General features: G+C 63.4%; 18 protein-coding genes. 7 read left to right on the forward strand and 11 right to left on the reverse strand.

Annotated features, from left to right (window positions below):
• The 5 genes from NKH33_RS04830 to NKH33_RS04850 all read right to left on the reverse strand — a co-directional run.
• Positions 1-604, reverse strand: a 604-nt coding sequence (locus tag NKH33_RS04830; RefSeq protein WP_352918378.1) for an aldo/keto reductase, incomplete at its 3' end; no start/stop codon positions are given.
• A gap of 19 nt (positions 605-623) precedes the next feature.
• Positions 624-1,571: an ABC transporter ATP-binding protein gene (locus NKH33_RS04835; RefSeq protein ID WP_352471355.1), complete on the reverse strand. Its 948-nt coding sequence runs from the start codon at positions 1,569-1,571 to the stop codon at positions 624-626.
• The gene (locus NKH33_RS04840; RefSeq protein WP_352471356.1) at positions 1,549-2,547 is read right to left on the reverse strand and encodes an ABC transporter ATP-binding protein; all 999 of its coding nucleotides are present in this window, start codon (positions 2,545-2,547) and stop codon (positions 1,549-1,551) included. Before NKH33_RS04840 ends, NKH33_RS04835 begins: the two co-directional genes overlap by 23 nt.
• A 2-nt stretch (positions 2,548-2,549) precedes the next feature.
• Complete coding sequence (locus NKH33_RS04845) at positions 2,550-3,548, reverse strand: ABC transporter permease (protein ID WP_352471358.1); 999 nt, start codon at positions 3,546-3,548, stop codon at positions 2,550-2,552.
• Positions 3,548-4,534, reverse strand: a complete 987-nt coding sequence (locus tag NKH33_RS04850; RefSeq protein ID WP_352449708.1) for an ABC transporter permease — start codon at positions 4,532-4,534, stop codon at positions 3,548-3,550. The genes NKH33_RS04845 and NKH33_RS04850 overlap by 1 nt, the downstream gene beginning before the upstream one ends.
• A 314-nt stretch (positions 4,535-4,848) precedes the next feature.
• Between NKH33_RS04850 and NKH33_RS04855 the strand changes: the two genes are divergently transcribed.
• Genes NKH33_RS04855 through NKH33_RS04875 form a run of 5 tightly spaced genes read left to right on the forward strand, consistent with a single transcriptional unit; the run spans position 4,849 to position 11,254 of the window.
• Positions 4,849-6,459, forward strand: coding sequence for an ABC transporter substrate-binding protein (locus NKH33_RS04855; RefSeq protein WP_352540160.1), 1,611 nt, complete (start codon positions 4,849-4,851; stop codon positions 6,457-6,459).
• Between the two features lie 59 nt (positions 6,460-6,518).
• Positions 6,519-7,703, forward strand: a complete 1,185-nt coding sequence (locus NKH33_RS04860; protein ID WP_352471360.1) for an LLM class flavin-dependent oxidoreductase — start codon at positions 6,519-6,521, stop codon at positions 7,701-7,703.
• Positions 7,704-7,712: 9 nt separating this feature from the next.
• Complete coding sequence (locus NKH33_RS04865; RefSeq protein WP_352820131.1) at positions 7,713-8,750, forward strand: ABC transporter substrate-binding protein; 1,038 nt, start codon at positions 7,713-7,715, stop codon at positions 8,748-8,750.
• 18 nt (positions 8,751-8,768) lie between these two features.
• Entirely contained in the window at positions 8,769-9,986 is a 1,218-nt protein-coding gene (locus NKH33_RS04870; RefSeq protein WP_352918606.1) for an acyl-CoA dehydrogenase family protein, read from the forward strand.
• Positions 9,987-9,991: 5 nt separating this feature from the next.
• A complete protein-coding gene (locus NKH33_RS04875; RefSeq protein ID WP_352616956.1) occupies positions 9,992-11,254 on the forward strand; it encodes an FAD-dependent oxidoreductase in 1,263 nt (420 codons plus the stop codon).
• A gap of 36 nt (positions 11,255-11,290) precedes the next feature.
• On the opposite strand, the gene NKH33_RS04880 is transcribed toward NKH33_RS04875, so the two are convergent.
• Together NKH33_RS04880 and NKH33_RS04885 are read right to left on the reverse strand one after the other, a co-directional pair.
• On the reverse strand, positions 11,291-12,382 hold the full coding sequence (locus NKH33_RS04880) for a rhodanese-like domain-containing protein (RefSeq protein WP_352616960.1): 1,092 nt from the start codon (positions 12,380-12,382) through the stop codon (positions 11,291-11,293).
• On the reverse strand, positions 12,379-13,740 hold the full coding sequence (locus NKH33_RS04885) for an LLM class flavin-dependent oxidoreductase (protein WP_352820146.1): 1,362 nt from the start codon (positions 13,738-13,740) through the stop codon (positions 12,379-12,381). The genes NKH33_RS04880 and NKH33_RS04885 overlap by 4 nt, the downstream gene beginning before the upstream one ends.
• Positions 13,741-13,921: 181 nt before the next feature.
• Here NKH33_RS04885 and NKH33_RS04890 point away from each other — a divergent pair, with 181 nt between their 5' ends.
• Positions 13,922-15,361 carry an FAD/NAD(P)-binding protein gene (locus NKH33_RS04890; protein ID WP_352820130.1) on the forward strand — a complete coding sequence of 480 codons (1,440 nt, stop codon included), beginning with the start codon at positions 13,922-13,924 and terminating at the stop codon, positions 15,359-15,361.
• 80 nt (positions 15,362-15,441) lie between these two features.
• Here NKH33_RS04890 and NKH33_RS04895 read toward each other — a convergent pair whose 3' ends face one another.
• Complete coding sequence (locus NKH33_RS04895) at positions 15,442-17,037, reverse strand: ABC transporter substrate-binding protein (protein ID WP_352820129.1); 1,596 nt, start codon at positions 17,035-17,037, stop codon at positions 15,442-15,444.
• Between the two features lie 94 nt (positions 17,038-17,131).
• A complete protein-coding gene (locus tag NKH33_RS04900; RefSeq protein ID WP_352831688.1) occupies positions 17,132-18,727 on the reverse strand; it encodes an ABC transporter substrate-binding protein in 1,596 nt (531 codons plus the stop codon).
• Between the two features lie 342 nt (positions 18,728-19,069).
• Between NKH33_RS04900 and gcvA the strand changes: the two genes are divergently transcribed.
• Positions 19,070-20,080, forward strand: a complete 1,011-nt coding sequence (gene gcvA / locus NKH33_RS04905) for a transcriptional regulator GcvA (RefSeq protein ID WP_352820127.1) — start codon at positions 19,070-19,072, stop codon at positions 20,078-20,080.
• Between the two features lie 31 nt (positions 20,081-20,111).
• Here the strand turns inward: gcvA and NKH33_RS04910 are convergent, their stop codons facing one another.
• Together NKH33_RS04910 and NKH33_RS04915 are read right to left on the reverse strand one after the other, a co-directional pair.
• Positions 20,112-20,972: an NADPH-dependent oxidoreductase gene (locus NKH33_RS04910; protein WP_352918379.1), complete on the reverse strand. Its 861-nt coding sequence runs from the start codon at positions 20,970-20,972 to the stop codon at positions 20,112-20,114.
• A 50-nt stretch (positions 20,973-21,022) separates the two neighbouring features.
• Positions 21,023-22,114: an LLM class flavin-dependent oxidoreductase gene (locus NKH33_RS04915; RefSeq protein WP_352918380.1), complete on the reverse strand. Its 1,092-nt coding sequence runs from the start codon at positions 22,112-22,114 to the stop codon at positions 21,023-21,025.
• Positions 22,115-22,172: the final 58 nt, after the last annotated feature.

Here is a 22,172-nt window from a genome sequence, read left to right on the forward strand (position 1 = left end):
CGACGCCAAGACCGTAGTAGGCGGCCGCCGGCAGCTGTTCGGCCTCGGCGGTGCGGTTGACGATGTTATAGAGCGGCTGGCTGGCTACCGGCCGGTCGATGCCGAGTTCATCGGCCAGATGCGCGACTTCGGCGATGCGCCAGCCACGAAAGTTGGAGACGCCGAAATAGCGCAGCTTGCCCTGGCGGATCAGGTCGGCGATCGCCCGCACCGGCTCTTCCAGCGGCGCATCGAAGACGGCGCGGTGGAAGTAGAACAGGTCGATATAGTCTGTTCCCAGGCGCCGCAGGCTGTTCTCGACCGTCTGGATCACCCATTTGCGCGAATGGCCGCCGAGATTAGGCCCCTTGTCATGCGAGTTGACGAACTTGGTCGCCACGACCCAATGATCGCGCGTCACCTTGATACCGCGACCGACGACTTCCTCGGACTTGCCGTTGTGGTAGACGTCGGCGGTGTCGATGAAGTTGATGCCTTGCTCGCGCGCCTTGTCGATGATGCGATGCGCGACCGTCTCCTCGGTCGGCCCGCCGAACATCATCGTGCCCAGGCTGAGCGGCGAAACCTTCAGGGCGCTGCGGCCAAGATAGCGGTAGTCGGACATTTTTCTGCTCCGTTGAATTTCAGTTGATGGTTGGTTCGGCGTAGTGGCAGGCGACATGGTGTCCCGGCGCGATCGCTCGGAACGCCGGTTCCTGCGAACGGCACAGATCGGTCGCCAGCGGGCAGCGGGTATGGAAACGGCAGCCGCTGGGGATGTTCTGCGGGCTTGGCAGATCGCCATGGATCGGCGCGGCCTGACGTCGGCGCGCCGGGTCCGGCACGGCATCCATCAGCGCGCGCGTGTAGGGATGCTTTGGCGAGGTCCACAGCGCCGCATTGTCGGCGCTTTCGACAATGCGTCCGAGATACATCACCAGCACCCGGTCGGCGAAATAGCGAACGACTGATAGATCGTGCGAAATGAAGAGATAGGACAGGCCGAGCTGACGTTTCATGTCGACCAGCAGGTTCAGAATCTGCGCCTGGATCGAAAGGTCGAGCGCCGACACCGGCTCGTCGCACACAACCAGTTCCGGATTGAGGATCAGCGCCCGGGCGATGCCGATGCGCTGGCGTTGCCCGCCGGAAAATTCATGCGGGTAGCGGCCAAGCGAATCCCTCGGCAGACCGACACGCTCGATGATGTCCTCGACGATGGTGCGCCGCTCGGCCGTGTTGCCGATGCCATGGACCTTCAGTGGTGCTGTCAGGATGTCGCCGATCGTGTGGCGCGGATTGAGCGATGCGAACGGATCCTGGAAGATCATCTGGATATTACGGCGCGCCGCCTTCAGCCGGCGCGTGTCGAGAACGGTGATGTCGGTGCCGTTGAACTCGATCCTGCCGCTAGTCGGGTCGACCAGCCGCATGATGGTCTTGCCTAGCGTCGATTTTCCGCAACCGCTTTCGCCGACGAGACCAACCGTCTCGCCGCGTCCGACTTCGAGGGATACGCCATCGACGGCGCGCAGCGTGCCGCCCTGGGCGTGGAAATGGGTGGAAAGGTCAGAGACCGAGAGCAGCGCCATGCGCAACCTCCGGAATGAAGCTGTAGGGGCAGGCGACTAGACGATCCTCGCTCACCTCGACGAGGTCGGGTACGAAATGGGCGCAGCTGTCGCGCGCCACCGCGCAGCGCGGGCGGAACGGGCAGCCCTTTTCGCCGGCGGCCGAGACGATACTGCCGGGAATCTCCGTCAGCCTGGCGTCGCGGTAGTGGAGATTGGTCTTCAGCCGCGGCGACGCCGCCAGCAGGCCGCGCGTATAGGGGTGAAGGGGTGTTCTGAACAGTGCGTCCGGCAGCGCCTGTTCAACCTTGCGGCCGGCATACATGACGACGACCTTGTCGGCCCATTGTGCCACGACACCAAGATCGTGGGTGATGAGCATGACAGCCATCGACAGTTCGCGGCGCAGCGTATCGAGCAGGTCGAGCACCTGCGCCTGGATGGTCACGTCGAGCGCCGTCGTCGGTTCGTCGGCAATCAGCAGGCGCGGCCGGCAGGCGACGGCGATGGCAATCATGATGCGCTGGCGCATGCCGCCGGAAAGCTGGTGCGGATAGTCATCGATGCGCCGCTGCGGATCGGGAATGCGAACCAGATTGAGAAGCTCGATGGCACGGTTCCGCGCTGCCTTGCCGCGTATGCCTTCGTGCAGCGTCAGCACCTCGGTGATCTGCCGGCCGATGGTCAGCACCGGATTGAGCGACGTCATCGGCTCCTGGAAGATCATGGCGATCTCGCGTCCGCGCAGGCTCCGCATAGCCTTCTGGTCGAGACCAAGCAGATCCTTGCCGGCGAATTCGATCCTGCCATTGGGTATTTTCGCCGAGCGCGGCAGAAGCTGCATCAGGGCGAGCGCGGTCAGCGACTTGCCGGAGCCTGATTCACCAACGATCGCCAGCGTCTCGCCCTCACCGACCTCGAAGCTCAGCCGGCTGACCGGCTCGGCGGTCGGGAAGCGAACCGTCAGATTGTCGATCCTGAGCAAAGGAGCCGCCATCTCTATCGCTCCTGTGAGAAGCGCGGGTTGAGCGCGTCGTTGAGGCCGTCACCGATCAGGTTCAGCGCCAGCACGGTAAAGACGATCGCCAGTCCCGGAAGCGCTGTCAGATACCAAGCGGTGCGGATCAATTCCCTGCCCGCTCCGATCATCGAGCCCCAGCTGACGACGTTGGGATCGCCGAGGCCCATGAAGGACAGCGCCGATTCCATCAGGATCGCGGTCGCCACCATCACCGACGAGGTCACGATCAACGGCGGCAGCGCATTGGGCAGGATCTCGCGGAAGATAATGCGGACATGGCCGTAGCCGAGGCTGCGGGCGGCCATGACGAAATCCTTCTCGCGGATGGCCCGGAACTCGGCGCGGGTCAACCGCGCCACCGTCGGCCAGGTGATGACGGCGATCGCCACTGTCACGACAGGCGCGGTCGGCTGCGCGATCGCCACCATGACGACCAGCAGCACGAAGCTCGGTATGGTCTGAAAGATCTCGATCAGGCGCACCAGCAGGTCGTCGATCCAGCCGCCGAAGTAGCCGGCGGCGGCGCCGACCAGGATGCCGAAGCTGAGGCCGAGCGCGGTCGCCACCAGGCCGACGAACAGCGAAATCCGTGCGCCATGCAGAATGCCCGAAAGCACATCGCGGCCCATGGAGTCCGTGCCCAGTGGGAAGGCTGGGTTCTGGCCCGGCCACAGGAAGGGCCGCGCCACCATCGATAGCGGATCGGCCGGATAGAGGACTGGTGCCAGCAGTGCGGCCAGCACGACCAGTGACAGGAACACAACGCCGAACATGGCGTTGGGATTGCGCAGGAAAACCTTCAGCGCACGCCCGCCAGCGGCTATCGGCACCGACGCTGCCGAAGCGGAGCGTGCGTCGGGCGCGTGGAGATTGCTCCAACTCTTTGCCTCGGGTTCAGGCGGTGCCGCGGGCCCGCGGGCATCGGCATGGAGACGGCGGGAACGGGCATCGCCCGCGGCGAAATCGGTGGAAGCCATCAGCGTACTCCGATGCGGGGATCGAGCCAGGCGTGCAGAAGATCGACGGTCGCGTTGGCGATGATCACCAGCAGCGACGACAACAGAAGGATGCCGAGCAGCACGGTGAAATCGCGGCCCATGACCGCTTCGAAGGCGAGACGCCCGAGGCCGGGCCAGGAATAGACAGTCTCGACAACCACGGCGCCGCCGAGCATGCCGCCGACATGCATGCCGGCCATGGTGGTAATGGGGATCAGCGCGTTGCGCAGGACATGGCGAATGGTGATGATGGCCGGCGGCAGGCCCTTGGCTGCGGCGGTGCGCACGTAGTCCTGCGACTGGACCTCCAGCATCGCCGCTCGTGTCAGCCGCGCATAGATCGCCACGTAGAACAGCGCCAGCGACAGTGCCGGCAGGATCATGTAGCGCGCCCTGTCCCAGAGCCCGGCAAGGCCGGTCAGGTTGCTGCCGATGGTTCCCGAGCCGCCGCTCGGCAGCCAGCCGAGCTTGACCGAAAACAGCACGATCAGCATCAAGCCGATCCAGAAACCCGGGATTGAATAGAACAGCAGCGAAATAACGGAGAGCACACGATCCGGCAGGCGCCCGGCAAACACCGCCATCACCGATCCAAGGGCGAGGCCGAGCACAATGGCGACGGCCAGAGCCACCGCCATCAGCACTAGCGTGCCGGGCAGCCGCTGGCCGATCAGGTCGGCGACCGGCATGCCGTAGCGCGGCGAAAAGCCGAGGCTGAAATGCGCCAGATTGTAGAGATAGTTGAACAGCTGGACGAGAAGCGGATTGTCGAGCCCGAAGCGCTGGCGAAGCGCCGCCATCGTTTCGACAGTGGCCGAGCCAGCCTCGCCGGCCATGACATCGGCGGCATCGCCGGGCGCGAGCTGCAGCAGGAAGAAGTTCAGGATGACGATGCCCAGAACGGTCGGCACCGCCTGGATGGCGGTGCGCCGGAAGGTTCTGCCAATGCGCGTCAGGGTCGACATCGTTTTCGCTATCCCGGCTGTGGCTGACGATGCGGGTTTGCTGTTTCCCGGAAAGTTCCGCGCTTTTTAGTTGACAAGATTTATAGACATTGTCAAACCTGATTTAAGAAATTTTATCCTGCAAATGGCTTCATTGCAGAATAGAATTTTATTTCATACTACAAACTTAGCTGTTTGAAGTATGAAATCTTAAGCGCGGGAGCAGGTCGGCCAAATCTTTTCGCAAACGGGCCCGCTCTTGGAACGACGGATTTTTAGCCTGGCGGCCGACGATCGGCCGATCGGGTCCGGCAGCAAAAAAGGACCAGGACGCTATGTCTCATTTCCTCAGTCCGAACCGCCGCAGGTTCCTCGGCATCTCGGCGGCCGCGCTCGGAGCGACCCTGTTGCCTGCATCGCGCAGCGCCTACGCCGCCGAGCCGAAACAGGGTGGAACGGCGACGCTGGTGCTCTCGGCTGAGCCGCCTGTGCTGACGACCATCGCCCACACGGCATTCAATTCGGTCTACGTCTCGGCAAAGACCACCGAGGGCCTGCTGACCTATGATTTCGATCTCACGCCGCGCCCATCCCTGGCCAGACAATGGTCAGTCAGTGGCGATGGGCTGCAATACACCTTCAAGCTGCGCGAAGGCGTGAAGTGGCATGATGGCCAGCCGTTCACCGCCGCCGACGTCGCCTATTCGATCACCACGATCAGAGAGGTTCATCCGCGCGGCCGCAACACCTTCCTCAACCTTGTAGACATCCAGACGCCGGATCCGCTGACCGTAGCGCTGGTTCTGTCGAGGCCGGCGCCTTACTTGATCACGGCCCTGGCTGCGGCCGAAACGCCAATCGTGCCGAAGCACCTCTATGACGGCACAAAGGCAGCCGAAAATCCGGTCAACGTCGCTCCGGTCGGCACCGGCCCGTTCGTCTTCAAAGAATGGGTGCGCGGCAGCCACATCGTTTACGAACGCAATCCTGACTACTGGGACGCACCGCGCCCCTATCTCGACCGGTTGATCGTGCGCTTCATCCCGGACGCTTCGGCGCGCGCGCTGGCGCTGGAGACCGGCGAGATCGATCTGGCGCCGGCAACGCCGATTCCGTACAGCGATTTGCAGCGTTTTGAGACGCTGCCGCATATCGGCTTCGAGAAGCAGGGCTACCAATATTCCAATGGCATCAGCCGGGTCGAATTCAACCTGGAGAAAGCCTATTTCCAGGATGTTCGCGTCCGCCGTGCCTTCGCCCATGTCATCGACCGCAACGTCATCCGCGAGACGATCAACTATGGCTATGGCGAAACCATTCCAGGCCCGATCAACCCCAATCTGAAGAAGTGGTTCGTCGCCGACCTGAAGACCTATCCGGTCGACACGGCCGCCGCCGATAAACTGCTCGATGAAGCAGGCTTGCCGCGCGACGCCAACGGTACCCGGCTCAAGCTTGTCCACGACTATGTCCCGAGCGGCGAAACCTACAAGCGCGGCGCCGATTACATCAAGCAGGCATTGGCCGCGGTCGGGATCGAGGTCACCGTGCGCAGCCAGGATTTCGCCACCTACACCAAGCGCATCTACACCGACCGCGACTTCGACTTCACCTTCAACGGCATGAGCAATCTGTTCGACCCGACGGTAGGCGTACAGCGCCTCTACTGGTCGAAAAATTTCAAACCCGGCGTGCCGTTCTCCAACGGTTCGAAATACAGCAATGCCAAGGTCGACGAACTTCTTGAAGCGGCCGCCGTCGAGGTCGACCACGAAAAGCGCTTCGAGCAATGGGCCGCGATCCAGCAGATCCTTGTCGAGGACCTGCCCGATATCGGCATCGTCAGCCAACCGGAAATCACCCTCTACAACAGGCGCATAGCCGGTCACACGGTGGGCGCCGAGGGCAATGCCGGCTCCCTCGCAACCGCCCATATCGTCGCCTGAGCCTGACCCGTGCGCGGTCCTTCGCACGGGTTCCCTTCCTCCACCCGAGAAAGTTCGCCATGACGCTCGCCCACAAGCCTGGTTCCATCGTCGGCACGCCCTTCTTCAAGGCGCCGACCGACTATCCGGACAGCCCGCTGTCGAAAGCGCTTCAGCAGCCGGTGCTGCTCGGGCTATTCTTGCCGATCCAGGCCGGTGGCTGGACCAACTCGACCTTGCCGCGCTCGACCGACTGGCGCTTCGACTACAATCGCGACCTGACGTTGAAGGCCGAGGAGCTTGGCTTCGACCTCGTCTTCGCGCTCAGCCAGTGGCTGCCCAAGGGCGGTTATGGCGGTGTCTTCAACGGCCAGGCGCTGGACAGTTTCGTCTCCGTCGCGGCCATGGCCGCGATCACCAAGAAGATCATGCTGATCTCGACCATGCATGTTCTCTACGGTCCCTGGCATCCGCTGCATCTGGCGAAATTCGGCGCCACGCTCGACCACATCTCCGGCGGCCGCTGGGGCATCAACGTCGTCACCGGCCATCGCGCCGTCGAACATGAAATGTTCGGCTGGAACCGCATCGAGCACGACCGCCGCTATGAACTCGCCGCCGAGTTCGTCGAAGTGCTGCAGCGACTGTGGCAGGACGACGAGAATTTCTCATTCTCCGGAGAATCGAGCTGGAAGCTCAATGGCGGCTTCGTCACGCCCAAGCCGAATTACGGCCGGCCGATCCTGGTCAATGCCACCGGCTCCGACGCCGGTATTTCCTTTGCCGGCCGCTATTCCGACATCGTCTTCGTCACCAGCCCGGCCGGCTCCGACATCGCCAGCGCGCTGGAAGCGCTGCCGGCGCATACGAAGAAGGTGAAGGACGCAGCCCTCGGCGTCGGCCGCACCGTGCGCACGCTGCTCAACCCGCTGGTCATCAGCAGGCCGACCGAGAAGGAGGCCTGGGCGGTCGCCGATGAGATCGTCGCTCATGCCGACAGCCGCACGCCGAAAGGCTTCCAGACCTTCAACAGCGATGCCCAGGCCTGGAAAGGACGCGAGGGCCGCGACGATCCCTACGCCAAGGTCGGCGGCAACATCTATCTCATCGGCACGCCCGAACAGATCGTCGACCAGTTCGTCAAGTTGAAGGACGCCGGCATTGACGGCCTGCAGCTGTCCTTCTTCGATTTCAAGCCTGACCTCGAATTCTTCGGCGAGAACATCCTGCCGCTGATGAAGCAGGCCGGCCTGCGCAACACCTAAGGAGCCATCATGACCGCGACTGCGATCTCCGAAATCTGGTACACACGCTGCCCGGTGCCGACGCCTGTCGGGCTCGCCGCACAGCTCGGGCTTCTCGACGAGACCTTTCGCAAGGAGGGGATCGAATTGAAGTCGATCATCGATTCGCCCAATCGCGACATCCGCCAGAGCCATTTCAACCATACGCTCGACTGGTCGTTCCGCCACGGCGGCAACGTGCCGCCGATCCGCGCGCGGTCCGAAGGGCGCAAGACGCGTCTCGTCGGCATCACCTGGACCGACGAATTCCAGGCAATCATCGCCCTGCCCGGTTCCGGCATCAGGACAATCCAGGACCTGAAAGGCCGTCGCTTCGGCATCGCCCGGCGCCCCGAGGGAATCGTCGACTTCATGCGAGCGACGGCGTTGAAGGGACTGGTCTCGGCGCTCTCGCTCGAGGGCCTTGGCTATGGCGACGTCGAGATCGTCGACATAGCGCTGGCCGACAGCGTGCTCGACGGCCAGGAAGGACCGTCGCTGTTCGGCCTCAAGCGCAAGCAGCCCTATGGCGAGGAAGCCGCAGCCCTGATCCGCGGCGAGGTCGACGCCATCTATGTCAAGGGCACGGCCGGCATCAATGTCGCCAATCTGATCGGCGCCATCCAGGTCGTGGAATTCGGCTTCCACCCCGACCCGAACATCCGCATCAATTCCGGTTCGCCGCGCGTGCTGACCGTCGATGAACTGCTGGCGGAACAACGCCCCGATCTGGTCGCGCGACTGATCGAGACCATCCTGCGCGCCAGTGCCTGGGCCGAGGCGCATCCGGAAGAGACGCAGCGCTTTGTTGCCCGCGAAGCCGGGGCCACCGAGGAACAGGTGCTGGCCGCCAATGGCCCGGATGTCCATAAGCATCTCGGCCTCGGACTGCAGCCTGAGCTCGTCGCAGCGGTTTCCCACTACAAGGATTTCCTGCGCGACTGGGGCTTCCTCGCCGGCGATTTCGACGTCGAGCACTGGGTCGATCGCCGGCCGCTCGATCTGGTGAACATTCGGGCCGCCGCCTGAGAGAAAGCCAACGTCATGATGTCGACAATTGCCGAGTTTCCGCAACTCCTCGAGAAAGTGGCCGGCCTCGCCGACGACTTCGCGCTGACCGCCGCGCATCACGACGCGACCGGGGAATTCCCATTCGCCAATTTCGACCGGCTTCACCAGGCGGGGCTGCTTGGCCTGGTCACGGCGCGCGAACATGGCGGCTTCGGTGGCGGGCTGACGGAAGCACAGGCGGTGATCGCCGAGATCGGTCGTGGCGAGCCGTCGACAGCGCTGGTGCTGGCCATGCACTACAACAGCCAGTATGCGATGCGGAAATCCGGAAAATGGCCGCGCCATCTGGTTCAGCGGATTGTCGAGGCCGGGCGCCTTGGCCCTGCCCTGATCAACGCCGCCCAGGCCGAGCCCCGGATCGGCTCGCCAGCTCATGGCAAGCCGCCCGAAACCATTGCCCGGCGGGACGGCAACGTCTGGCGGATATCCGGCCACAAGAACTACGTCACCGGCATTCCTATTCTGAAATGGGTGAACTTGCTGGCGCTGACCGACGAGCCGCAGCCGCGTCTGGCTTCATTCCTGGTGCCGACCGACGCGCCTGGATTTCGCGTCGAAAAGACATGGAACGCCGCCGGCATGCGGGCGACGGCCAGCGACGACATCATTCTGGATAATGTTGCGGTTCCTGCCGAAGACATCACCGAGGCGCAGCCGGCATCCGAGCCGCTGAGGCGCGAGGAAAGCGCGACGGCGTTCTTCTTTTCGCTGATCGGCGCTGTCTACCACGGTGCCGCCCGTGCTGCCCGTGACCGGCTGGTCTCCTTTGTCAGCACGCACGCGCCGGCAAGTCTTGGTGCGCCGCTGTCGACCGTGCCGCACATCCAGTCAGGGCTGGGCGACATAGAGGTTCGGCTTGCGAGCAGCGCGCGGCTGCTGCGTTCACTCGCCGAAGATGTCGACGCCGGCCGGCCTGTGGGCACCGACGGCATGACGGTCAGGCATGTCGTCATCGACAATGCCGTTGCCGTCACCTCGCTGGCGCTGGAGCTTGCCGGCAATCCAGGCCTTAACAGAGATTTCCAGCTTGAGCGCCACCACCGTGATGCGCTGACCGCCCGTTCCCACGCACCGCAGAACCACATTATCCGCACGATCGCCGCCAAGGCGACGCTCAGCCGCCATATCGCCCGGCAGTTGGCCGAGACGCCGGCTATTGCCGCGGGCAAGCCCAAGCTCGCGGCGGTCGGTTGAGCGCCATGACAACAGAACATGTCGAAGTCGCCATCATCGGCGGAGGCCCCGGCGGCCTGACACTGGCGCAAGGCCTGAAGAAGAACGGCATCAGTGTCGCGGTCTTCGAGAAGGACCGCGCCCGCACCGACTATGTCCAGGGTTTTCGTCTGCGCATCCGCCAGCGCGGCATCGATTCCCTGATCGCCAATTTGCCGCCGGAACTCTACGACGCTTTTGTCGCCACGCTCGGCCAGGCGCCGGATCGCAACATCCTGCTCGACGAGAATTTCAACATTCTGGGCGAGGATGCCTGGGGCGGCGGCAACGCGCCGGGCGAGGCCGACGACACGCATATCGAAAAATCGGTAAGCCGTATCACGCTGCGCCAGGTGCTGTTGTCCGGCCTCGACGGCATCATGCGCTATGGCAAGGTCTTCTCTCGCTACGACGAGCAGCCGGATGGTTCGGTCGTCGCGCATTTCGAGGACGGCTCGGCAATCCATGCCGACGTGCTGGTCGGTGCCGACGGCGCCCGCTCGCGGGTGCGCCAGCAACTGGTGCCGCATGCGCGAAGCTTCGACACCGGCGTCAGGCGTCTGGCCGGCAAGATGACGCTGCATGCCGCAGCCCTTCACCAGATCTCGCCGCTGCTACTCGACTACAATGCCGGCGTCAGGCCAACCGAAGGTCATGGGCTTATGGTCACCAGCCACAGGGTCAATGTCGACGCATTCCGAAAGCATGGACTGATCGGGCTGGACGACGCCACCCACAAGGATTTTTCCGGCTTCCATTTCAACAACACCACCAGCTATGTCTGGTGGAACACCGCCTATGAAAAGGACGAACTTGCCACAGACGACGCGCTGGCAAAGCTCTCCGGTTCAGAACTGATTGACCTGCTGATCTCGAAGATCGCCCACTGGCACCCGGAAATCCTCAACCTCATCCGCTACACCGACCCATCGACGGTGGCGCTGCTTCATGTCCACAGCTCCGAACCTGTCGATCCCTGGCCGACGAAACCGGTGACGCTGCTTGGCGATGCCATCCACGCCATGACCTATTTTCGCGCGCTTGGCGGCAACACCGCGATCTACGACGCCGGGCTGCTGGTGCCAGAGCTGGTGGCCGCCAAACGCGGCGACAAGCCGCTTCTCCAGGCGCTGTCGGAGTATGAGGCCAAGATGCTGGAGCACGGCGCCAAAGCCGTGCGGTCTTCGCTGACGGCGATGCAGAAGAACGTGCTGGCGGGCCGTCGCCGCCAATCGGAAGCCGCCGAATAGTGGCCCCCGAAAAAATCGCCTGACAGTGCTCCTGCCCTACGCCGCTTCCACCAGGCTGGTCGACTGGAAGTCGTACAAGAGGATCGCGATCTCGAAGCCGCGCCGCTGCAGCCAATGCGCCGTCGTCGCCGCGCGGACACCGAGCAGATCGTCGATCAGCACGACGCGGGCGCCGCGCACGGCGATGGTGCGATAGGCGACACCGAGCAACTGCCCGCCCTCAGACGCGATCGACCCCGGAATATGCGCTTCGGCGAACTCGTCGGGCGTGCGCACGTCAAGCAGGTAGGTCGTCCGCGTTTCGTCCTTCGCCCAGTTTGCGGCCGTGGCCGCATTGATGCGGGGAAAGCTGTCGCCTTCGGCAAGCTTTGCGATGTGCTCCCCGGCGAAACGCTTGGCATCCTCGCTTGCCGGACCATAGATTGCGGTCTTGCCGGTTTCGAGTGCAAGACCGGCCTCGCGCCATGCCCTGGTGCCGTCGTGCAGATAGGCGACCCGGTTGGGCACGCCGGCATCGATCAGTGTCTGCGCCCCGATGATGGCGCGCGGCAGGCCGGCGCAGGAGACGACAACCTTCGTCTCCGGTGAACGCACCAGGTCGGCGAAGCGTAGCACCAGCTCGGCGCCCGGCACGCTGATGGCGCCCGGCACATGGTCCTTTTCGAACTCCGCCACCGTGCGGCTGTCGAGCACCACCACGTCGGCGCCTCGGCCTCTGAGCACCGCGAGCTCTTCAACGCTGACGACCGGGGTTCCCTTCTCGTCGCGGATCGCCAGCGAAAAATCGACGCCCGGCGTATCGAAGGTCGGCAGGTCTTCAACGCCGCTTTGCGTCCATTCCGGAATTCCACCGTTCAGCGAAAACAGCTGAGTACGGCCATACCCCACCAGTCGTTCGACAAGTTGCTCGGCAACGCCGCTGCCGTCGTCCGCCAGCACGGTGCGCACCGATTTGCGCGGGATGAAGCGGTCGATCTCGGCCTCGACCTGAGCCGCGGGCAGGTTGGTGGCGAACAGCGGCGATGCGTATCCGACAGTCGCGCTGTCGCGAATGTCTAGTACCGCCAGTTCTTCGCCATCCGCCAGCCATTGGCGAAACATTTTCGAATCGATCGTCCTGTCGCTCATGATGCTTTCCTCTCTTGCTGTTCAGCGGCGCCACGGATCGGACGCGCAAGGCCGAGGTTCTCGCGCAACGTCCCGCCTTCGTAAGCAGTCCGGAACAGACGCCGCCGCTGCAGCTCCGGAATGACGAGGTCGACAAAATCGGTGAGGCCCGTCGGCAGGATCGGCGGCATGACGTTGAAGCCGTCCGCCGCGCCACCGGCGAACCACTCCTCCATCATGTCGGCCACATCCTTTGGCGTGCCGACGATCTGGAAATGGCCGCGCGCGCCGGCAACGGCGAGATACAATTGGCGGATGGTCAGGTTCCGGCTCGCGGCCAATTCGGAAACGACTTTCAGGCGGCTCTTCACGGCATCGGAACTGCCCAGTTCCGGCAACGGTCCGTCGAGTGAATGGCCGGAAAGATCGACACCGCCGAGCAATCCTGAAACCAGCGCCACACCAACCACAGGATCGACCAGGCGCTGGATCGCATCGAACTTGTCCTCGGCGTCCGTGCGCGTCGGCGCGACGACCGGGAAGACACCGGGCATGATCTTCAAAGAATCGGCAGAGCGACCAAAGGAGCCCAACCGGCCTTTCAGCTCGCTGTAAAAACCTCGGGCCGATTCGATGGTCGGATGGGCGGTGAAAACCACCTCCGCCGTCTGCGCCGCCAGCTGCTGGCCGGCATCGGAAGAGCCGGCCTGAACGATGACGGGATGGCCCTGCGGCGGGCGGGCGACGTTGAGCGGCCCTTTGACGCGGAAATGCCGGCCGACATGGTCCGGGGCGTGGATGCCGCGCCGGTCGATGGCGATCCCCGAAGCCTTGTCGGCGACGAAGGCATCGTCGTCCCAGCTGTCCCAAAGCTTCTGCGCGACAGCGACGAATTCCTCGGCGCGGGCGTAACGGTCGGCATGAACGGGATGCTGGTCGAGGCTGAAATTCGCCGCCGCCGGCGCATCGGCTGAGGTGACGACATTCCAGCCTGTCCTGCCGCCGCTGAGATGATCGATCGAAGCGAACAGCCGCGCCAAGTGGAACGGCTCCCAATAGGTGGTCGAGGCGGTCGCAACGAGCCCGATCCCTTGCGTGATGGTCGAGAGCGCCGACAAAAGCGTCAGCGGCTCGAAATGCACGACATGGCCGGTGCGCTCGAAGGTCTCGATCGGCTGCTCGCCATTGCGCGCGCTGAGGCTGTCGGCCAGAAACACCATGTCGAACAGGCCACGCTCGGCAGTGCGCGCGGCGTCCGCATAGTGCTGGAAGCTCAGGCCCGGATTGGCAGGCACATCGGGATGGCGCCAGGCAGCGACATGATGGCCCGGTCCGCGAACAAAGGCTCCAAGCCTTATCTTTCGATTTTCAGTCATCAGCGGTTCTCGGGCTGGTCGCAAAGGGCGTTCCTATCTAGCGCCTGCCAAACCCGCTGAGTGAAAGAATGCCTTTCGCCAGCTGGCAATTATTGTTTTTTGACATCGGGTTACGGGAAAGCACGATGATCGTTGCCGGGGCGATGGGCTGGAGCCACGACCACCGGCGTCGCAAAGGTTCTTGATGCTTCATACCCCTTCCTCCCCGCTACGCTCGATCCCTCGTTCAATCATCATCGTTGGCGGCGGCTTTGCCGGCGCGGTTACCGCGATCAAGCTGCTCGACCGTTCAACTGAGCCGCTGGCAATCACCATCATCGAGCGCCGGGCCGAGCTTGGTCGCGGCGTCGCCTATAGCACCGTCGATCCACAACACCTCGTCAACGGCGCGGCGCGCATCTTCTCGCTGCATCCGGACGATCCCGATCACCTCGTTCGCTGGCTTATGGCGAATGGGCCGGAGCACGGCTGGACACCGCCCGAGGATGTCCCGGACTCAAGCCCGCCGCGCTGGCTGTTCGGCAGCTATGTCCTGTCGGAACTGACGAGAGCGATCAGAGAAGCAGATCCGCGTTCTTCGCTGCGCCACATCAAGGCATCCGCCGTCGACATGCTGACGGGTCCGTCCGGGGTATGCGTCGGCACCAGCGATAGCCAGCAATTGCTGGCGGATGAGGCGGTACTGGCAACCGGGGTGTTCCAGAGCCAGCCGTCCACCACGGAAGCAGCCGTCGTCGGCGATCCCCGTTATGTCGCCAATCCCTGGGATTCGGCGGCGCTCGATCGGCTCGCTGGCAGCAAGGAACTGCTGCTGATCGGCTCCAGCCTCAGCATGGTCGACGTCGTCGCCAGCATGGAAGCGCGCGGCTTCAAGGGCGGTTATCGCGTCGTGTCGCGGCGCGGACAGATCGTCGAACCTCGGCGCAACGTGGAAGCGTGGCGCGATTTCCTCGCCGGGCGGCCGCTGCCGAAAACCACCAGGGCGCTTCTCGCACTGGTCAAGGCCGAACGCCGGGCAATCGAACCCACCGGCCTGGACTGGCAAGGGCTGCCGCTGACGATCCGGCCGTGGATCCTGGCCTTGTGGCAAGGCGCCACCGACAAGGAGCGCTTGAAGTTCGCACGCCATCTGCGCGCCTTCTGGGATGTCACCGCGCACCGCGCGGCGCCACCGAGCTTTGAGCGCGTGGCACTGGCGCGAAGCCAAGGCCGTTGGACGGGTCGAGCGGGACGGGTGCTGGCACTCCATCCGCAGGCAAATGGCATCGTCGCTGAAATCCGCTGGCGTGATACCGGCGCGGTCGAACGGCTGCGCTTCGACGGCGTCGTCAACTGCCGCGGCCATCAGGAGCATGATTGGCGGCGGATCGCCGATCCATTCGTCCAGAACCTGCTCGAGAACGGCATCGTCAGGCCGCATGCGACCGGCTTCGGCATCGACGCGACGCATGACTGCCAGGTGATTTCCCGTGATGGCGAGACCCATGGCAATCTGTTCGCCATCGGCCATCCGCTGCGCGGCGTCGCCTGGGAATCGAGCTCGATCGGCGAACAACTGGCGCAGGCCATAGCCCTTGCCGGCCTTCTGGTCGGCGCCAGCCCAAGGCTGCGTGCTTTGGCCTGAAGTTACCAGCTTTGCGAAATGGAAGAAACGAAAACGGCCGCAGCTCTATGCGGCCCTTCTCTCATGATTGCCCGGCAGATTTAGGCGTTCGGGTCGAGATAGGCGTCGGCGAAATTCGCTGACAGGCCTTCGGCGCCAGGCGCGTAGTTCTTGACGGTTTTGCGGGCGATGATGATGGTCGGTGGCGCGATCAGATTGATGATCGGCAACTCGTCGGCGATGATCTCCTGGAACTTGAAGAAGAGCTGCTTGCGCTTGGCCTCGTCTAGCTCGACCGATGCGGCTTCCAGCAACCGGTCAACCTCCGGGTTCTCATAATGCGCGCCGTTGGAGAACGGCAGCCCTTTCTTGATGTTCTTTGACCAGTAGAGCCGCTGCGCCCCGGCGCTCGGGTCGAAGATGTTGCCGCAAGATTCGGTCGACAGGTCCCAAGTGCGGTCGGTGTAGATGGTTTTGACATAGGTGCCGAAGTCGAACTTCTGGATCTCGGCGTCGATACCGATCTTGGCCAGCGCCTGCTTGAGGAAGTCGGCATAGCCCCACGGATTGTAGGGATTGTTGGTGAGCCTTAGCTTGAAGCGGATGCCGTCCGCTCCTCGCTTGAAACCGGCCTCGTCTAACAGTTTTTCCGACAGCGCCGTATCGACGGTCGCGGCCTTCACGTCGGGATCGAAATACTTCTTGTTGACGACGCTGATCGGTGTCGGCGACACTTGGCCATAGCCGTAGAACACGATGGCGTTGACCGCATCGAGATCGATCGCATGTGCGATTGCCTGGCGGACTTTTTTCTCCTTCAGGATCGGGTTTTCGAGGTTGATGATCAGTTGGTGCAGCGGGCCGCTATAGGCGAAGACCGTGCTGTCGACGACGAATTGCGGCAGCGCCTTGAAACGCTCCAGATCGGCGAAGGCCACCGGGTTCGGTCCGATGTCGACCTCGCCCGTTTCGAGCGCCGCGGCGCGCGCGCCCGGATCGGTGATGAAGCGGAAAATGATCCGGTCGAGATAGGGTTTAGGCGCATCCCAATAGGTCGGATTCTTTTCGACGAGGATGTGGCTGCCCTTTACCCATTCCTTCAGCACGAACGGCCCGCTGCCGATGATCTGCTCGAAGGACGGATCGTCGGCCGGCTTCAGCTTCTCGTAAATGTGTTTGGGCACGACAGGCGATTCCGTCGCGGCCAGCCCCGAAATCAGGGCGGCGGACGGCTTCGACAATTTGATCTTCACGATATGCGGGTCCGACGTGTCGATGTCGGTGACGTTCTGGAAGGTGATGCGACCGCGCGGATGCGCTTCGCGCAGCCGGGAGATAGAAAAGGCCACGTCCTCGGAGGTCAAATCATGGCCATCGCTGAACTTCACTCCCTGGCGCAGCTTGAAGACGTATTCGAGCCCGTCGTCGCTGATCGACCATTCGGTGGCCAGTTGCGGTCGCGGATTGAGATCGTAGTCGTAGGCGAGCAGGCCGTCGAAAATCTTCGGACCGATGGTGGCCGGTCCGCCAGCGCTGGTGTTGATGGAAACGATCTGGTTCGGCTCGGGATAGTAGACGAAATTGAGCGTGCCGCCGGCCACCGGCTTTGCGTCTTCTGCGAATGCCCCGGCGGGAAGTGCAGCACTCGCGCCGGCCAGCAGCAGGAACTGATTGAACAGGCGTCGGTTGATGGTCATGGTCGGTACTCCGAATTGGCGCGATTTGTCTTCATGGAGAAAGTCGGGACCGGAGTTTCACGTGCCGATCCCAACCAGAGGGCTTGCAGAACGCTTAGGCGTTTGGCGCGAGCCATATCTGCGCGAAGCTGTTGTTGATCCCCTGAGCGCCTGGCGCGAAATCCCTGACCTTCTTGTTGGCAACAATCTGGGCGCCGGCGGCGACCAGATCGACCGACACCACGTCGTCATGGATGATGTGCTGGAATTTGTACCAGAGCTCGCGCCGCTTGGTCTCGTCGGGCTCGATCGCCGCCGCTTCGAGGATCTGGTCGACCTCGGGGTTTGCATAGTGGCTGGCGTTGGAGAAGACGAGGCCGATCTTGAAGTTCTTCGACCAGTAGGCGCGCTGGACACCGAGCGTCGGATCGAAGGTGTTCGACAGCGACTCGACGACCAGGTCCCAGGCGCGGTCGGTGTAGACGGTCTTCAGGAACGTCGACAGGTCAAGCTTGAGGATCTCGGCATCGATGCCGACCGTCGCCAACGACTGCTTGATGAAATCGGCATAGGACGCCGGCAGGAACGCGTTGTAGGCAAGCCGGAGCTTGAAGCGCGTCCCATCGGCGCCACGCGGATAGCCGGCGTCGTCGAGCAGCTTCTCCGCCAGTTTGGTATCGGGCTCGCGCGCCTTGATGCTGGGGTCATACCATTTGGGCAGCGCCGTGCTGATCGGGCTCGGCGATACCTGCGCATAGCCGTAGAGCGCGATGTCGACCAGCTTCTGCAGGTCGATTGCGTGGGCGATGGCAAGGCGCACATCGCGCTTGGTCAGGATTTCGTTCTCGTAATTGAAGAACAATTGCTGCTGTGGGCCGGAATAGGCGTAGGTGTTGGTGTCGACGACCAGAGCGGGGTTTGCCTTCAGCCGTTCGATGTCGGCCAGCGGCACGGGATTGGCGCCGATATCGATCTCGCCGGTTTCAAGAGCCGCCGAACGCGCGGCCGGGTCGAGGATGACGTGCAGGACGATGCGGTCGAGGTAGGGCCGAGGCGCGTCCCAATAATCCGGATTGCGGTCGAAGATCAGATGGCTGCCGGGCACCCATTCCTTGAGAATGAAGGGACCGGTGCCGATCGTCTGTTCGAGCTTCGGCTGTTCCGCCGGCTTGAACGTTTCGTAGACGTGCTTCGGCACAATCGGTGATTCCGAGCTGCTCAGTGCCGTGATCAGATAGGGCGCCGGCTTTGAAAGCACGATGATGGCGGTGTGCGGATCGGGCGTCTCGACCGCGGTCACGTTTTGGTAGGTGATGCGGCCGCGCGGATGCGCCTCCTTCAGCCGGAAGATGGTGAAGGCAACGTCTTCCGACGTGAAGTCCTTGCCGTCATGCCATTTGACGCTCTCGCGCAGCTTGAAGGTGTAGCGCAGGCCGTCATCGCTGATCGACCACTCCGTCGCCAGCAGCGGTTTCGGGCTGAGGTCATAGGCGAAATCAAGCAGACCTTCATTCACCTTGGGACCGATCGCCTGGCCGGTGCCCGACGAGGTGTTGATGGCAATCAGCGAGGTGGGGTCGGGATAGTAGGCCCAGTTGAGCGTGCCACCCTGGACCGGCGTTCCTTCGGCAGCGAAGGAAACCCCGGGCAATGCGAAGCTCGCACCGCCAAGCAACAGCAGCTGGTTGAAATGACGACGATTGACAGACATGGCCTTGAGCTCCGGAAAACGGCTACGATGGCATCCGGCGGCCGAACACACTCCGGCGCCTCGACGCGATGATCCCTGCCACGCCGCAAAACCGGAAGAATGATTTTCTATCGTCTGCCGAAAGCACTGCTTCGCACGACCGTTTCATTCCAGGATCTGGCAAAGCTGCTCGACGCCCAAATCAGCGCTCCGATCTTATTTCTACAAGAATTGTAGACATTACGATTTTTTAGATTTCCGTTCCCGCTGCCGCGACGCTGCGGCAAACGAAATTTTCCACCGGGCACTTTGGCGCAAAGCCCGCCCTCGTCGCGCCCGGCCTGAACGTGTTGAATGCGCTCCATGGTCGATCTCATTCGCGCAAAATCAAGGAAGCTGCGGCCGACGCTGGCGAGGCTTCCGCCGCTGACGTCGCTTCGCGCTTTTGTCGCAACCGCCCGCCACCTGAGCTTTACGCGGGCGGCCGAAGAACTCCATGTGACGCCTGCCGCCATCGGCCAGCAGATCCGCCTGCTCGAGGATCACCTCGGTCAACCGCTGTTCCATCGCAACCGTGGCGAGCTTCTGCTGACGTCGGCCGGCCAAGCGCTGATGCCCGGCCTCACCGAGGCTTTCGACGTCGTTGTCGAGTCGGTCGCGCGGATTTCCGGCGACGAGGAGGATGCGCCGATCAAAGTGTCGGTCGCGCCCTCCTTCGCCAGCAAATGGCTGATCCCGCGCCTCGACGCACTGCGCGACGCGGTACCCGGCCTAGAAGTGCTGGTCGACGCATCGACCAGGCTTGCCGATTTTGCCAGCGAAGACGTCGACTGCGTCATCCGCTACGGGTCGGGCGCCTATAGCGGCCTGCTGACGGAACGGCTGTTTTCGGAAGCGGTGCTGCCCGTCTGCAGCCCGGAATTTGCTCGCATGCACGGTCTCTATCGCGGGCCGGAGGGGCTGCGTGACGCACCGATCCTGCATGAGGACGGTCCGGAACGCGATCCAAGCTGCCCTGACTGGAAGGGCTGGCTGAGATCCAACGGCCTGTCTGGCCGCTTTGTCGAAGGCGGTATACGGCTTAGCCAATCGTCACTGGTGCTCGACGCGGCTGTGGCCGGCAAGGGCATCGGTCTCGGCAAATTCCGGCTGGCCGAGCCTGACCTCGCCGCGGGGCGTCTGGTCAGTCCATTCGGCTCACCGCAGCCGGTCGAGTTTTCCTATTATTTTGCGACGACGCCGCACAAGGCGAAGCTGGAGACGGTCGAGCGCTTTCATGGCTGGCTGAAGGCCGAGGCGCGCCAGCTCGGCGCTCTCGACGTCCCACCGCCGGCGGCGCTTCCGGCGCGCATCGCCATCATCGCGGCCGAATAGCCTCGCCGCGGTCTCGCGAGCAGGCGCGCGCCTATTTGAGCTTGAAGCCCAGCGCTTTGAGCACTTCGCCCAGGCGATCACGGCCTTTCAGCGCTGCTTTGCTGCCGATGCGGTTCGAAACCAACTCTGTCCAGTCCAACACAGGCATCGCCTGCTCCTGCTGGAATGAACGAAGCCTCTGGTTGTAGGCTGCAAGATCGTCCGGATCGGGCTCTGATCGATAGCGCTCGCGGTGCAGCACCGCAGCCTGCGGCAGTCTGGGCTTGATGTCAGTCGCAGCCAGGAGATCGGGATAGCCGACGGTCAGGCCGAACACCGCCACGGTTTCCGGCGGGAGGCCGAGTTCGCGCGCCACCTCCTGCGGATGATTGCGCATCGCGCCGATGTAGCAGGAGCCGAGCCCGAGTGCATCGGTCGCCACCACGGCGTTCTGTGCGGCAAGTGCGGCGTCGATCACGGCCAGCAGAAAACTCTCCTGATAGTCTAGCCCCTCGCCCACCCGGCCTTTTGCCTCGGCAATGGCACGCAGCCGCGACAGGTCGGCCAGCCAGACCAGCAGCAGCGGCGCCTGCTCGATATGGCGATTGATCGCCGCCAGTTCGGCAAGCCGCGCCTTGCGCGCCGGATCCTCGACTGCGATGACGCTCCACGCCTGGAGATTGGAAGAAGTCGGCGCCGACTGGGCGGCGGCGACGATCAGTTCCAGCGTCCCTTCGGGCAGAGGCTTGGCGAGATAATTGCGGACCGAGCGATGCGAAAGGATCGCCTCGAGGGCTTCGTTCCAGCTTCCGGTATGCGCGCTTTGCGGCGCTCGATAACGCCGCCGCAGCGCCGCTTCACCACGCAGGTCAGCGTCGGAAGGGCGGATGCTGAAGGCGGCCGGCTGTGACATCGTCTTCCCTACTGGCAATCTGGCTTATTCGGTGTTCTGACGACCCCAGGTCATTCAAGAAGCGCGGCTTGGGCCCCGTTGCGCAAAAGCGGAAGCAACTGATCGCCTTGCCGCTTGATCTCGGAAAGATACGGCGTGTCCGAGAGCACGAAGTGTGTGATGCCCAGGTCCCGGTACCTGCCGAGCGAGCGGGCGACGTCGGCGGCCGAGCCGACCAGCCAGGTGGTGCCAGCGCCGCCGCCATATTTGCCCGGCGCAGTATAGAGATTGTCGTCCAGCACCTCGCCGCGCGCGTGCAGATCGAGCAGACGCTGCTGGCCCACCGCTACCGCTCGACCGTGATCGTTCCAGCCGGCTCCCTGGCCCTTGGCCATCTCGTCGACCTTCGCTTCTGCGTCCGCCCAGGCCTGCCCAGCGGTGTCGCGGACCAGCGTGGTGACCCGCAACCCGAACTCCAGAGGCGGGAGGTCTCGGTCGAGTTCCCTGCTCAAGGCTTTGAGTCGCTCGATCCGCTCCCGGACGCCGTCGAGCGGCTCGCCCCAGAAGAGCTGGACATCCGCCTCGCTGGCCGACACCCGCGCCGCCGCCTCCGACGCGCCGCCGAAGTAGAGCTTGGGATGGCGACGATCGCCACGGACATGGATGCGGGGCATCACGGTAGAGCCAGTGACCTGGAAGTGCTCGCCCGCAAAGGTCACGTTCTCTTCAGTCCAAAGTCTGCGAACCAGGCGCATGAACTCTCTGGTACGGGCATAGCGATGTATCTGGTCACCTTCGCTGTCGCCATACGCAGCGAGGTTGTCCTTGCCTGACACTATGTTGATACGCACGCGACCGGCGGTCAGCTGGTCGAGCGTGGCTACGGCGGATGCGAAGTGCGCCGGCCGCCAGTACCCCGGGCGGATCGCGATGAGCGGCTCGAAGGAGGTGGTCCGCGCGGCGAGCGAGGCCGCGACAGTAAAAGTGTCGGGCCGACCCCAGCCGGTACCGATCAGCGCGCCCTTCCAGCCGTATTCCTCAAGCGCCTTCGCGTGGCTGGTCAGCGTCTCCAGGCTGTTGTGGTTCTCGACGGCCGGCTCGCCGCGGTGACCGGGAGCGACCTGGTTCGGGATGTACCAAAGAAACTCGGTGTCAGCGCTCATTGTCGGGCCTGTATTTTGGCCGGGCATGGAGGTCAATGGCAGGACCTTCCGCTCCGTT

Source organism: Mesorhizobium sp. M1182 (genome assembly GCF_040318335.1).
GTDB lineage: Bacteria > Pseudomonadota > Alphaproteobacteria > Rhizobiales > Rhizobiaceae > Mesorhizobium.

What these genes read in the sequence shown, in the direction of transcription:
- NKH33_RS04835 (WP_352471355.1), bottom strand. Translation starts at nt 1,571, where the DNA reads ATGGCGCTGCTCTCGGTCTCTGACCTTTCCACCCATTTCCACGCCCAG.
- NKH33_RS04840 (WP_352471356.1), bottom strand. Translation starts at nt 2,547, where the DNA reads ATGGCGGCTCCTTTGCTCAGGATCGACAATCTGACGGTTCGCTTCCCG.
- NKH33_RS04845 (WP_352471358.1), bottom strand. Translation starts at nt 3,548, where the DNA reads ATGGCTTCCACCGATTTCGCCGCGGGCGATGCCCGTTCCCGCCGTCTC.
- NKH33_RS04850 (WP_352449708.1), bottom strand. Translation starts at nt 4,534, where the DNA reads ATGTCGACCCTGACGCGCATTGGCAGAACCTTCCGGCGCACCGCCATC.
- NKH33_RS04855 (WP_352540160.1), top strand. Translation starts at nt 4,849, where the DNA reads ATGTCTCATTTCCTCAGTCCGAACCGCCGCAGGTTCCTCGGCATCTCG.
- NKH33_RS04860 (WP_352471360.1), top strand. Translation starts at nt 6,519, where the DNA reads ATGACGCTCGCCCACAAGCCTGGTTCCATCGTCGGCACGCCCTTCTTC.
- NKH33_RS04865 (WP_352820131.1), top strand. Translation starts at nt 7,713, where the DNA reads ATGACCGCGACTGCGATCTCCGAAATCTGGTACACACGCTGCCCGGTG.
- NKH33_RS04870 (WP_352918606.1), top strand. Translation starts at nt 8,769, where the DNA reads ATGTCGACAATTGCCGAGTTTCCGCAACTCCTCGAGAAAGTGGCCGGC.
- NKH33_RS04875 (WP_352616956.1), top strand. Translation starts at nt 9,992, where the DNA reads ATGACAACAGAACATGTCGAAGTCGCCATCATCGGCGGAGGCCCCGGC.
- NKH33_RS04880 (WP_352616960.1), bottom strand. Translation starts at nt 12,382, where the DNA reads ATGAGCGACAGGACGATCGATTCGAAAATGTTTCGCCAATGGCTGGCG.
- NKH33_RS04890 (WP_352820130.1), top strand. Translation starts at nt 13,922, where the DNA reads ATGCTTCATACCCCTTCCTCCCCGCTACGCTCGATCCCTCGTTCAATC.
- NKH33_RS04895 (WP_352820129.1), bottom strand. Translation starts at nt 17,037, where the DNA reads ATGACCATCAACCGACGCCTGTTCAATCAGTTCCTGCTGCTGGCCGGC.
- NKH33_RS04900 (WP_352831688.1), bottom strand. Translation starts at nt 18,727, where the DNA reads ATGTCTGTCAATCGTCGTCATTTCAACCAGCTGCTGTTGCTTGGCGGT.
- gcvA (WP_352820127.1), top strand. Translation starts at nt 19,070, where the DNA reads ATGGTCGATCTCATTCGCGCAAAATCAAGGAAGCTGCGGCCGACGCTG.
- NKH33_RS04910 (WP_352918379.1), bottom strand. Translation starts at nt 20,972, where the DNA reads ATGTCACAGCCGGCCGCCTTCAGCATCCGCCCTTCCGACGCTGACCTG.
- NKH33_RS04915 (WP_352918380.1), bottom strand. Translation starts at nt 22,114, where the DNA reads ATGAGCGCTGACACCGAGTTTCTTTGGTACATCCCGAACCAGGTCGCT.